The following is an 11,473-nucleotide window of genomic DNA, read 5'->3' as shown; positions in this document are numbered from 1 at the left end:
TCTCAGACTTGTCTGATGAGTGTGCTATATTCAGATTTTCGCCGATTGTCGGAGATTGTCTGGATTAAAAGTATCAGATGCGGATACAGTAGTTAATTCTCTTCTGATAGCTTCTCGTTCCCGATTTTGGACAGCCACCCACGAATTCGGATTGTCTGAACTTAATTGATTGGTCAAATCTATAACTGTAGATTCTAACTTTGCAAAGCGGCTGCGGAGTTCGACAATATCTTCGCGGGGGTACAAAAATTGGCTACGGATAGTTGTCAGCCGCTGGGCTAAATACTGATAACCTCGGATAGCTGGACGCAGTACAGTTAACAGCAGTGCAGCAGCGGAACTGAGATAGCCAATAGCACTAATTCCGGCGGCGGCTAGGGCGTAAAGTGCGATCGCGCTAAACAGGTGAAGTGCGATCGCCGCAAACAGCGATCGGCTAACTAATACCGTAACGTATTTGACTTGTTCCTGATCGACAGCTATGTTTTTTTTAGTCGATTCTGCGGCTTGCGCTAAAACTTCTTTAGCTTCAAAATGGATATTCCAGGGAACTGTAACTATCAGCAACAGCCATTCAAAAATAGCAATGGCAATTACCCAATCAATAAAACTGCCGGCGGAGACGTGCAGCCATTGCAAAATAGCAAAAACTAGCAGCAAAAATATGCCTGTGACGGCACCAAAACCTGCGAAAGTGTAATACATAGCGATCGCCTTGGTAGAATGTTGTTTTGATTGTGGGTAGGTGGTTTAGGTCTGGAGTAATAAACTGTGACAGTTAAGTGAGCGTCCTATTAATCCCGGTTCATTAGTTATGAGTAAAAGTGCTGGAAAAGGGTTGCGATAAACCTGTTTTTTCCCACAAATACTTGCTCTACCTCAATCGTGGAAGGTAGTTGAGATTTGGGATAGATTGTTTAGGTATGGATTCATAAGGTGTGACAGTTAAGAAATCGTCTTCTTGAACCCAGTTTATTAGTGATTAGTCATACTCCGGGAGACAAGGGTTTCCAGACGCCTGGTTTGTTCCATGAACATACACGGGCTTGAACCCATCCATAATAGTTAAAGGAAACGGTTGGTTTGTTTGGGAGTGCCTAAGCCCTCAATAATTACTCAGTGGCGATTAAGTAGAGTGGCACAAACAAACTTGACAATGTAAAAAAATGTAAACGAATCACAACCTCTGGGATTGCTTCATTTCACTGGCAATGACATACTTATGTTTTTCGCAGTTCATCTAGTTAGTAATCAGGATGAAGTCACATTCTCCCCTACTCATACCATTTGATATTTGAGATTTGAGATGGGGAATGGCTGATTATGTATGGGTTTGCAGATTGTATACAGTTGCATTCATTTTTTGAACTGGTATCACTAACGGCGTTACGCGGTGCTAGAAAAGCAGGAATCTCAAAACGCTCCCCTCTATCGATTTTTATTTTCCAGAGCTGCTAAATCACCTGTAGCTGAGATAAACTGATTTGGAAGTAGATCGCGCGTTTTGCAAGTTCCCTCTCTTTAACCGAGACACTGCTACTGCAACCTGTCATCAGCCACAGCAAAATAGGTGCCAAAATTAACTCTACAGTCTCCGATTCCCATTAACGGCGCGTCTACAATCTCCAATCAAAAGTCAGCAGCAAGGACAAACCTATGGCGAACTCAACTCTTGGCTTAGAAAATCAACTTTACGATTATCTGTTATCTATTTCTCTGCGGGAACCCGATATTCTCGCTTCACTACGGGAAGAAACTGCTAAGCATCCTATGGGTATGATGCAGATTGCTCCCGAACAAGGTCAGTTTATGGAGCTCATGGTGCAGCTTATGGGAGCGACCAAAACCTTAGAAATTGGCGTTTTTACTGGTTATAGCGCGCTGTGCGTAGCTTTAGCACTGCCTCCTAACGGTCAAATTATTGCCTGCGATGTCAGCGAGGAATATACTGCGATCGCACGACGCTATTGGGAAGCTGCGGGCGTTGCTAATAAGATTTCTTTGCAGTTGGGCCCAGCAATAAATACTCTCGACAAACTAATAGCCGAGGGACAAGCTGGAACCTTTGATTTTGCCTTCATCGACGCCGATAAAGAAAATTATGAGGCTTATTTTGAGCGATCGCTGCAACTTGTACGCAATGGCGGTTTAATTGTAATTGACAATGTTCTGTGGTCAGGACGAGTTGCTGATCCTCAAGTACAAGACGAAAGCACCACCGCCATTCGTACTTTTAACGACAAATTGCGTAACGATCCCAGAGTTACTCTCAGTGTTGTCCCCATTGCTGACGGACTGACTTTGGCTCTGAAACGCCGTTGGGCTACTATGATGGAACCTGAACAGCATAATTAAAGAGTTGTTTGCGGTTTGCGGTGCATTTTTAAATTGCCACAAACTGCTAATTATTCAAGAATATACAAGTTAGTTTTATATACAGACCAAGGTGGGCTGGGCGCACCCTAGAAACTCAAAAGTATAGACTAAGGTGCGCTGGGTGCACTCTACAGAATGATGTATTTTTTAGTTAATCAGAGGCGTAACTTCGGGTGTCTAACTTACAGGTCAAATTACCAATTCACGAAACTTTTCAGTGTACTGTTCAAGGCGAAGGTTACTGGACGGGGACTTTAGTTGATTTTATTAGATTGGCCGGTTGCCCTGTGCGGTGTCCTTGGTGCGACACCGGTTATGCCAATGGGGGCAAAGGTTTGCCGTCTGTGCCGCAGTCGATCGCACAATTGCTCGCTCAATTGCAGTCTCCGAGGGTGGTCATTACTGGCGGCGAACCTTTCATTCACCGCGATTTACCTGAGTTAGTTGAAGCTTTGTTACAAGCTGACAAGCAGGTGAGTATTGAAACTTCGGGCGCTTGCTGGCAGGATGTTTCCCCGCAGGCTTGGATTACTCTTTCTCCGAAGGAACACGTCAATCCTAAATATCCGGTGCAAGAGCTTTTTTGGACTAGAGCTAATGAAATTAAGTTGGTGATTAGCACTGGCGAAGAAGTTGAATTTTATCACAAGCATTTGGAAAACAATGTGAATATTCCGGTTTTCTTGCAACCAGAATGGAACTCTAAAGATTCAGCGATTCCCATTATTTTGGAATTGTTGAAACAAAATCCGAGTTACAGGCTATCTTTGCAAACTCACAAGTTGATTGGCGTGCAATAATTTGATGATTGAGGCAGAGCTATTCGTTAGGTGGCGGTGCAGAATGGGGAGTGCATCCCCTTACAATATGTAGAAATATGTGCTATAATTAAAGCAGCCATTTATGATAATTTGAACGTAATGGAAACAACTACGGCAACCCCAATGGGAAAAGTTATCACAACCCTAGTAATTACAAATCGCCTGGATGAAGGGAAAGCAGAAGATGGTCTGATTCCTATCGAGCAAGTCAGGTCTGTTACTCTAGAAAATGTTTTGGTGGATACGGGCGCGACAACTTTGTGTTTGCCTAAAGATGTCATTGCCAGACTGGGTTTGAAAATCCTCAAGCAAGTAGTTGTGGACACAGCCACGGGTATTAGTGAGGCGAGGATTTTTCAAGATGCCAAGATTTCTCTGTGCGGGCGCCAAGGGACTTTTGAGTGTTTGGAATTGCCGGAGGGGAAAACGCCACTTTTAGGCGTGATTCCCATGGAAGCGCTGGGAATTGAAGTGGATTTGAAGCATCAAAGATTGAAAGTTTTGCCCGACGGGCCGACGGAAACTTATTTGACAATTCTTTGATATTCTTGAGTTTGGATGCCAGCTATTCGATCTGCAGCGCTAAGATGGTTAAGCACTGTTTTGCACTACTCTCATGTCCCAACGCGCCGAAACCTCAAACAGCCAGCCAAGTGCATCCCGCAACGGGCATAATGTGACGAATGCTCACTCTAACAACCAAAATACGATTCGGGTTCGCGGTGCGAGACAGCACAACCTGAAAAATATCGATCTAGAACTGCCGCGCGATCGACTGATCGTTTTTACTGGCGTCTCCGGTTCTGGTAAGTCTTCCCTGGCTTTCGATACAATTTTTGCCGAGGGACAGCGCCGCTACGTGGAGTCTCTCAGCGCCTACGCGCGCCAGTTTTTGGGACAGTTGGACAAACCCGATGTGGACGCGATTGAAGGCTTGAGTCCGGCTATTTCGATCGACCAAAAGTCAACTTCTCACAACCCGCGATCGACTGTTGGCACTGTTACAGAAATTTACGATTATCTCAGATTACTCTACGGCAGAGCCGGCGAACCGCACTGTCCGATTTGCGATCGCTGCATTGCGCCGCAGACAATTGATGAAATGTGCGATCGAGTCATGGCACTTCCCGACGGCACTCGCTTTCACCTTCTGGCACCAGTTGTGCGCGGAAAAAAAGGCACTCACCGCAAATTATTGTCGAGTTTAGCTGCAGAAGGATTTATTCGCGTCAAAGTTAACGGCGAAATTTTAGAACTGTCGGAAAATATCGAATTAGATAAAAATCATACGCATAATATCGAGATAGTTGTCGATCGGTTAATTAAAAAACCCGGTTTAGAAGAACGTTTAGTTGATTCTCTGGCAACTTGTTTGCGCCATTCTGAGGGGATTGCGATAATTGAAGAGTTACCGAGTGATGAAAATTCCCAACCACAGGGGCCGATCGTATTTTCTGAAAACTTTGCTTGTCCCGAACACGGCGCAGTAATGGAGGAACTTTCACCCAGGTTATTTTCTTTTAATTCGCCGTATGGCGCGTGCCAAAACTGCCACGGTTTGGGGAGTTTGCGGACTTTTGCGCCGGAGTTGGTAGTTCCCGACGAGAAAGCGCCTCTTTATTGTGCGATCGCGCCTTGGTCAGACAAAGACAATTCCTATTATCTCTCTTTGCTTTGCAGTATTGCGGATACTTGCGGGTTTGATATCGACACTCCTTGGTCTCGATTAAAGCCCGAACACCAGCGGGTAATTTTGTACGGCAATGAGTCCAAGCGCAGCGCCGAAAGTAAAAAGCGCGACGGCAGCACTGATTTGAGGAGAGATTTTAATGGCGTGATTTCCATGTTGCAGCGCCAGTACGACGATACTGGTTCTGATCTGATCAAGCAGAAGCTGGAACAGTATCGGGTCGATCGCTCTTGCGAGGTTTGTCACGGCAAACGCTTGAAACCCGAGGCGCTTTCGGTGCGGTTGGGGCAGTACGGAATTGTGGATTTAACCAGTATTTCGATTCGCGAATGTCGCGAACGAGTAAATAATTTGGGATTGAGCGATCGGCAATTCCAAATATCCGATTTAGCCCTGAGAGAAATCAAAGCAAGGCTGCAATTTTTGCTCGATGTCGGGTTAGATTACCTGACTTTAGACCGCGCAGCAATGACGCTTTCTGGCGGAGAAGCCCAGCGAATTCGGCTGGCGACTCAAATCGGTTCTGGTTTGACTGGTGTTCTCTACGTTTTGGACGAACCGAGCATCGGACTGCACCAAAGAGACAACTTTCGCCTACTGCAAACCTTAACAAAATTGCGCGATTTAGGCAATACTTTGATTGTCGTAGAACACGACGAAGAAACCATGCGAGCGGCCGACCACATTGTCGATATCGGGCCCGGTGCTGGCGTGCACGGCGGCAAAATTATATCGCAAGGAAGTTTAGAAAATTTGCTAACGGCAGAGGAATCTTTGACTGGTGCTTATTTGTCGGGAAAGCGAGTAATTGAAACGCCTAATGAAAGGAGAAAAGGCAACGGCAAAGCTCTTTCAATCACAAATGCGAGGCGCAACAATTTAAAAAATGTTGATGTAGAAATTCCGCTTGGAAAACTCGTCTGCGTGACGGGGGTTTCCGGTTCTGGAAAATCAACTTTAATCAACGAATTGCTGTACCCGTCGCTGCAACACTATATCACCAAAAAAGTGCCTTTGCCACCCGATATGGACGCCCTCAAAACGAAGGGGGAACGCTCTCTAGAGGATGTGGTTGATAAGGTAATTGTCATCGATCAATCTCCCATCGGTCGTACTCCGCGCTCTAATCCCGCTACTTACACGGGAGTCTTTGATGTGATTCGGGATTTGTTTGCCGAAAGCATTGAAGCGAAGGCAAGAGGTTACAAAGCGGGGCAGTTTTCTTTTAACGTGAAAGGGGGAAGGTGCGAAGCTTGTGGCGGCCAAGGCGTGAACGTGATTTCGATGAATTTCCTGCCGGATGTTTACGTGCAGTGTGAGGTTTGCAAGGGTGCACGGTACAACCGGGAAACCCTGCAAGTTAAGTACAAAGGCAAGTCGATTTCTGATGTTTTGAACATGACTGTCGAGGAATCTTTGGAGATGTTTAAAAATATTCCCAGGGCTGGCGTCAGACTGCAAACTTTGGTTGATGTTGGTTTGGGTTACATTCAGTTGGGACAGCCGGCGCCGACGCTTTCTGGGGGCGAAGCGCAGCGGGTAAAATTGGCAACGGAACTGTCGCGCCGCGCTACTGGGAAGACGCTTTATTTAATCGATGAACCGACGACGGGTTTGTCGTTTTATGATGTTCACCATTTGTTAAATGTGCTGCAAAGATTGGTGGATAAGGGTAATTCAATTTTGGTAATCGAACACAATTTGGATGTGATTCGGTGCTGCGATTGGGCGATCGATTTGGGGCCTGAAGGGGGAGATAAGGGCGGCGAGATTATTGTGGCGGGCACGCCGGAGGATGTGGCGGCAAATCAGAGGTCTTATACTGGGAAGTATTTGCAAGCGGTTTTGCAGCAGCATCCTTTAGGGGAGGCTGTAGCCGTTAGTTAATACTAACAGGAATTATTATGCACGTGGCATACTAAAATCCAATTGTAGGGTGCGTCAGGTGAGCTTTTATAACGATTATTGAGAGTTACAATATCTGACGCACCTTACAACTGAAATTAATACTACTCTAAGGGGGCGATCGGTTACAGTTATTCGTGCGTAAAATTCTGGTATAATATGTACTAATAGTGCCCAATGTCAATCCTTGGGTACAATCTAAAAATGGCAAAGGATCTCTTCCACAATACAGTCAAAATCGCCCTACAAAAAGATGGCTGGAAGATTACCCACGATCCCTACCAGTTACGCTATGGTGTTGCTGATGTCTACATCGATCTTGCAGCCGAAGAAGCGATCGCCGCTGAAAAAGAAGGACGTAAAATAGCTGTAAAAGTCAAAAGTTTCGCAGGTGGCTCCACCATTTCTGAATTCCACACCGCCCTCGGTCAATTCCTCAACTATCGGGTTGCTATCGAAGTCTCTAGCGAACCAGAACGTATACTGTATCTGGCAGTGCCCACCGATACCTACCAAATGTTTCTCAGATTTGAACCTGCAAAAACTGTCATCGAACGTTATGAAATCCGACTAATTATTTACAATCCAACTCGTGAGGCGATCGACCAATGGATAGACTAAACGAATACCGCAAAATTGTTTGTGACTTTCTCGAAGACTTTTCTAAAAATGATGCAAATGCTCAGTTAATCTTCGATATTGCCCGCGATAGATATCTCGTGATGCACAACGAATGGCGCGACGAATATCGCATCTATGGGTGTGCCATGCAGCTCGATATCATCGAAAATCAAATCTGGATTCAACACAACAGTACCGAAATCTATATCGATCGAGAACTGATTCAACGTGGCGTGTCTCCTCAAGATATCATTCTTGGGTTTCGGTCCCCCAGCATCCGAAAACTCCTTGCCACCAACTATTCCTAGAGACAAAGATTCTGTGGTAAAATGATGAGATAGCAGGTTATTCTTTGCCCTATGAGAATGGCAGAACCGATATTTCCATTGTCTCGTGTTTCGGGAGTTCCAGTCACAAAGTTCTATGCGTATTTTGTCCCGCAGCACCTTGCGAAACTTCTGGGAAACTCATCCAGATGCCTCAGAAGCACTAAAAACTTGGTACTACGAAGCGTCTCACGCCGATTGGCAGAGTCCAGTCGATGTTAAGTCCGCTCATCGTAATGCCAGCATCCTTGCCAACAATCGTGTTGTGTTTAACATCAAAGGCAATTCCTATCGGCTGATTGTTGCCATTCGTTATGACATCGGCATTATTTTTATCCGCTTTATTGGCACTCATGCCGAGTATGACAAGGTAGATGCAGAAACAATCTAAACACAAATTGATATATGGAAATACGTCCAATTAGAACCCAAACTGACTATCAGGATGCCCTTCGAGAGGTTGAGTTGCTGTTTAATGCACCTCCTAATACACCTGACTCCGATCGCCTAGATGTGCTCAGTACCCTAGTAGAAGCTTACGAGAAGGCACACTTTCCGATCGCAATACCCGATCCAATTGCAGCCATTCAATACTACATGGAGGCTCGCGGATGGTCTGGTAGCGATTTGGAACAATGTATTGGCAGTCGAGTTAAAGTTTCTGAGATATTATCTCGCAAACGATCCTTGACTCTGGAAATGATTCGGAAGCTGAATCAAGAGTTAGGAATTCCCGCTGAGATTCTCATCCAGCCCTATGAGTCGCTACAAACCTCCGCCTAACAATAGAACACCATATTTTGGTTAGTTGGTAATTTTCCATTGCACAGACAATGCACCCCAACTGTCACAAAGCGGGATTTTGGATGAAAGATTAACTATCTTGAATTGTCGGAGACATTGCCATATATTGTGCTTGTTGCTGCATGAATTCAATGTCCGATCGCGACCAAGTGCGGGGCCCGCTGCACTGATGAGCAATTAACAGCCCCCAAAGTCCTTTTTTTGTTAAAATTGGCACGACTAAATTGGCGCGAACTTTGAGGCTACGCAGAAAATCTCGGTGGCATGGGTTAATTGGTTCTACTTCAATATCTGCAATTGCTTTAACTCTGCCGGCTTCGTACAAAGCAGCGTATTCGCCGTTAAAACACTCGTCTGGCCCTGTTGAACCCAAGATTGAGAGTTCGATCGCACTCAACATCTCGTAAGTCACTCGACCTTGCCACTGCTTGTAAAAATGATAAAGCACCGCGCGATCGCTCTGCAAAACTTCTCGAATGTCGTAGAGGGATGTTTCAATTAATACGTCACGCTTTAGACGATCTGTCAAGCGGTTAACAATGTTTTGCAGGCGATCGCCAGACATAGTATTAACTCCTTTAATTCCTAGTACACTCGCCAGATATTAATTATTGAACTTGCACAATCACCACACCTCAAATTGTTGCGCTTCGGCATTTTCGCGCGCTCGAAAACGAGGAATTTTTGGCTTAACAGTTGTCTGGATGCCAGCGACATTATACTATTATTTTGGCTGAGATAGCAATCTTTTCGGGAAACGGGCGATGGTGGCCCGCCCCGCCAGCTACGGCTTTTTTGGCGCGAAGAACCACCGGCGGGACGCCTGTTCCACAAATGAAGAGACAAGGAAGATTTTACAAGTGATCGGAGAATTGCTAGATATGCCTAAAGTTGGTTCCTCTTAAAGAGAGGAACTGCTAGAATGTCTCGAAAGCTAAAGGAAGCATCAAATATGTCTGTGCTAGAAGCTGCTTGGAAACACGAATTTATCGCTACAAACGGCATCAAACTGCACTGTGTCACTCAAGGTTCTGGGCCGCTGATGCTGATGCTGCACGGATTTCCTGAATTTTGGTATTCTTGGCGGCATCAAATCCCGGAATTTGCATCAGATTATAAAGTAGTCGCTGTAGATCTCAGGGGTTACAACGACAGCGACAAACCTCACGATCAATCTGCTTACGTGATGGCAGAGTTTGTGCAAGATGTCAAGGGCATTATTCAGGGTTTGGGGTACGAAAGCTGCATTTTAGTTGGTCACGACTGGGGAGGCGCGATCGCCTGGAATTTTGCTTATGCTTATCCCCAAATGGTGGATAAATTAATTGTGATGAATCTACCGCATCCGGCCAAGTTTGCTGAAGGGCTACGCACTCCCCAACAATTGTTGAAAAGTTGGTACATCTTTTTATTTCAGTTCCCAGTTTTGCCGGAGTTGTTAATTCAGTTGGGCGACTATCAGGCAATTTCGGCTGCTTTGGAAGGTATGGCAGTTGACAAAAGCACCTTTAGCCCCTCAGATATCGAAGCTTACAAAGATGCGGCTGCCAAACGGGGCGCTCTGACTGCTACTATCAATTATTACCGCAATATTGCTCGCGGATTTGTCGATCGCCAGAATTGGAGCGTGCTACAAGTTCCCACGCTGATGATTTGGGGAGAAAAAGATGTCGCCCTCGGCAAAGAGTTAACCTATGGGACAGCAGATTACGTGCGAGATTTTCAGATTCAGTACCTTCCCAATTGCAGCCACTGGGTACACCAGGAACAGCCGCAGTTAGTGAATCGGTACATGAGAGATTTTTTGGCAAGCAAAGCTGTTTGAGCTGATATTTGGCACTATTTCCCCCGGCAGCACTTTTTTGTAATTTCTAGTGTTGGAGGCGCTCTGACGCTCGTAAACCGGGTTTTTTACCGAGATTGAAAATCTTAATTAAGTATTTTCGTAAAAAACCCGGTTACAAGTGAGTCTCGACGTTCACCGACTGCTGATTCCCTCCGTCGTGCGCCCGCTCATTTCCCAGGGCTGAATGCGGTAAATTGCGATGGTCTCCGCACGCCCCAGCGAGTCAATCCAGGTGCGATTGATGGCGGGTGAAAGTGTGGGGTTGTGTTCTTTGACCAATTGCATCGCGCGATCGATGTCTTCCTGCTGGGTAAGGCGTTCTGCTCGCCCGTTCACGACAACGCTGCGCCAGTGTTCCATATCGCGGACTTCTTCCACTTGCAAGCAGACTTCTGGATTGCCGTCCATATACTTCGTTTTCATCCCGACTGTTGTGAAAATGTATATGTCCGAATCTTGGAGATAATAGTGCATTGGCACAACGTAGGGATGCCCTTCAAATACACAGCCGAGGTGTCCGTGTCCTACTTGCTGCAAAAGTTCTTGTATTTCTTTTGAACTCATTTCATCAATATCTAACATTGTTATGCTCCTTTAAGACTTACTCTAGAGAAATCCATCGATGTTTTAGGTTGCTTAACGAGTGGGGATTTGGGTCTAATGATTGCGTTTTTGATGCGCCTGTTTTGTTTTGTGGCTATAAAAAATATATGATGCTGGCAATTTTAAGTTGGGTTAATCACAAATATCATCTACCTTTAGACCGAGATATTTTTGGTCGGAAAATTTGTAGGATTTTGAAAATAAACCCTCGGCAATTGCTAAGGGTTTAATGTTTTTATTAAAGGGCGATCGTCTAATTAATTAATAAAAGCGTTTATTTCTAACGGGACTTAAACAAATTTTCAGCCCAGATAAAGCCCAAACTCGCTTTATCTGCAGCTTGGGCGTCCATGTTTTCTTGTTACCAGTGAACAAAAGGCGATCGTCCCCTGGAATTCTCTGACACTAGTACAGCTCGGCGAAAATAGAATACCCACTAAACCGCTAATACTTTACCCTTATAAGTCCACTTGAAGGGCTT

Annotated in this window: 12 protein-coding genes; 9 read left to right on the top strand and 3 right to left on the bottom strand. The window is 45.3% G+C overall.

The window, feature by feature from the left end:
• Window positions 1-30: 30 nt before the first annotated feature.
• The gene (locus QUA74_RS28505; protein ID WP_333335880.1) at window positions 31-705 is read right to left on the bottom strand and encodes a hypothetical protein; all 675 of its coding nucleotides are present in this window, start codon (window positions 703-705) and stop codon (window positions 31-33) included.
• Window positions 706-1,656: 951 nt separating this feature from the next.
• Between QUA74_RS28505 and QUA74_RS28500 the strand changes: the two genes are divergently transcribed.
• The 8 genes from QUA74_RS28500 to QUA74_RS28465 all read left to right on the top strand — a co-directional run bounded on the left by QUA74_RS28500 (window position 1,657) and on the right by QUA74_RS28465 (window position 8,522).
• Window positions 1,657-2,355 carry a class I SAM-dependent methyltransferase gene (locus tag QUA74_RS28500; RefSeq protein ID WP_333335877.1) on the top strand — a complete coding sequence of 233 codons (699 nt, stop codon included), beginning with the start codon at window positions 1,657-1,659 and terminating at the stop codon, window positions 2,353-2,355.
• Between the two features lie 194 nt (window positions 2,356-2,549).
• Window positions 2,550-3,176, top strand: coding sequence for a 7-carboxy-7-deazaguanine synthase QueE (locus tag QUA74_RS28495; RefSeq protein ID WP_333335874.1), 627 nt, complete (start codon window positions 2,550-2,552; stop codon window positions 3,174-3,176).
• Between the two features lie 120 nt (window positions 3,177-3,296).
• Complete coding sequence (locus tag QUA74_RS28490; RefSeq protein ID WP_333335882.1) at window positions 3,297-3,740, top strand: retroviral-like aspartic protease family protein; 444 nt, start codon at window positions 3,297-3,299, stop codon at window positions 3,738-3,740.
• Between the two features lie 73 nt (window positions 3,741-3,813).
• On the top strand, window positions 3,814-6,774 hold the full coding sequence (gene uvrA / locus QUA74_RS28485) for an excinuclease ABC subunit UvrA (RefSeq protein ID WP_333335872.1): 2,961 nt from the start codon (window positions 3,814-3,816) through the stop codon (window positions 6,772-6,774).
• Between the two features lie 222 nt (window positions 6,775-6,996).
• Window positions 6,997-7,413, top strand: coding sequence for a XisH family protein (locus tag QUA74_RS28480; RefSeq protein ID WP_333335869.1), 417 nt, complete (start codon window positions 6,997-6,999; stop codon window positions 7,411-7,413).
• Complete coding sequence (locus QUA74_RS28475) at window positions 7,401-7,721, top strand: XisI protein (RefSeq protein ID WP_333314839.1); 321 nt, start codon at window positions 7,401-7,403, stop codon at window positions 7,719-7,721. The genes QUA74_RS28480 and QUA74_RS28475 overlap by 13 nt, the downstream gene beginning before the upstream one ends.
• A 115-nt stretch (window positions 7,722-7,836) precedes the next feature.
• The gene (locus tag QUA74_RS28470; protein WP_333335866.1) at window positions 7,837-8,130 is read left to right on the top strand and encodes a type II toxin-antitoxin system HigB family toxin; all 294 of its coding nucleotides are present in this window, start codon (window positions 7,837-7,839) and stop codon (window positions 8,128-8,130) included.
• A gap of 14 nt (window positions 8,131-8,144) precedes the next feature.
• Window positions 8,145-8,522 carry a transcriptional regulator gene (locus QUA74_RS28465; RefSeq protein WP_333335864.1) on the top strand — a complete coding sequence of 126 codons (378 nt, stop codon included), beginning with the start codon at window positions 8,145-8,147 and terminating at the stop codon, window positions 8,520-8,522.
• 91 nt (window positions 8,523-8,613) lie between these two features.
• Here QUA74_RS28465 and QUA74_RS28460 read toward each other — a convergent pair whose 3' ends face one another.
• On the bottom strand, window positions 8,614-9,108 hold the full coding sequence (locus tag QUA74_RS28460) for a GAF domain-containing protein (protein WP_333335861.1): 495 nt from the start codon (window positions 9,106-9,108) through the stop codon (window positions 8,614-8,616).
• A 357-nt stretch (window positions 9,109-9,465) separates the two neighbouring features.
• Between QUA74_RS28460 and QUA74_RS28455 the strand changes: the two genes are divergently transcribed.
• Window positions 9,466-10,368, top strand: coding sequence for an alpha/beta hydrolase (locus QUA74_RS28455; protein WP_333335858.1), 903 nt, complete (start codon window positions 9,466-9,468; stop codon window positions 10,366-10,368).
• 153 nt (window positions 10,369-10,521) lie between these two features.
• On the opposite strand, the gene QUA74_RS28450 is transcribed toward QUA74_RS28455, so the two are convergent.
• Window positions 10,522-10,971: a pyridoxamine 5'-phosphate oxidase family protein gene (locus QUA74_RS28450; protein ID WP_333335855.1), complete on the bottom strand. Its 450-nt coding sequence runs from the start codon at window positions 10,969-10,971 to the stop codon at window positions 10,522-10,524.
• Window positions 10,972-11,473: the final 502 nt, after the last annotated feature.

This window comes from Microcoleus sp. LAD1_D3, assembly GCF_036702135.1.
GTDB lineage: Bacteria > Cyanobacteriota > Cyanobacteriia > Cyanobacteriales > Microcoleaceae > Microcoleus.
Note: the sequence above shows the minus strand (reverse complement) of the source record. Positions and strands in the feature narration are given on the sequence as shown.

Excerpts from the sequence above, each read along its gene's own strand:
- QUA74_RS28450 (WP_333335855.1), bottom strand. The coding sequence starts at position 10,971 with ATGTTAGATATTGATGAAATGAGTTCAAAAGAAATACAAGAACTTTTG.
- QUA74_RS28490 (WP_333335882.1), top strand. The coding sequence starts at position 3,297 with ATGGAAACAACTACGGCAACCCCAATGGGAAAAGTTATCACAACCCTA.
- QUA74_RS28500 (WP_333335877.1), top strand. The coding sequence starts at position 1,657 with ATGGCGAACTCAACTCTTGGCTTAGAAAATCAACTTTACGATTATCTG.
- QUA74_RS28470 (WP_333335866.1), top strand. The coding sequence starts at position 7,837 with ATGCGTATTTTGTCCCGCAGCACCTTGCGAAACTTCTGGGAAACTCAT.
- QUA74_RS28480 (WP_333335869.1), top strand. The coding sequence starts at position 6,997 with ATGGCAAAGGATCTCTTCCACAATACAGTCAAAATCGCCCTACAAAAA.
- QUA74_RS28465 (WP_333335864.1), top strand. The coding sequence starts at position 8,145 with ATGGAAATACGTCCAATTAGAACCCAAACTGACTATCAGGATGCCCTT.
- QUA74_RS28475 (WP_333314839.1), top strand. The coding sequence starts at position 7,401 with ATGGATAGACTAAACGAATACCGCAAAATTGTTTGTGACTTTCTCGAA.
- QUA74_RS28505 (WP_333335880.1), bottom strand. The coding sequence starts at position 705 with ATGTATTACACTTTCGCAGGTTTTGGTGCCGTCACAGGCATATTTTTG.
- QUA74_RS28460 (WP_333335861.1), bottom strand. The coding sequence starts at position 9,108 with ATGTCTGGCGATCGCCTGCAAAACATTGTTAACCGCTTGACAGATCGT.
- uvrA (WP_333335872.1), top strand. The coding sequence starts at position 3,814 with ATGTCCCAACGCGCCGAAACCTCAAACAGCCAGCCAAGTGCATCCCGC.
- QUA74_RS28455 (WP_333335858.1), top strand. The coding sequence starts at position 9,466 with ATGTCTCGAAAGCTAAAGGAAGCATCAAATATGTCTGTGCTAGAAGCT.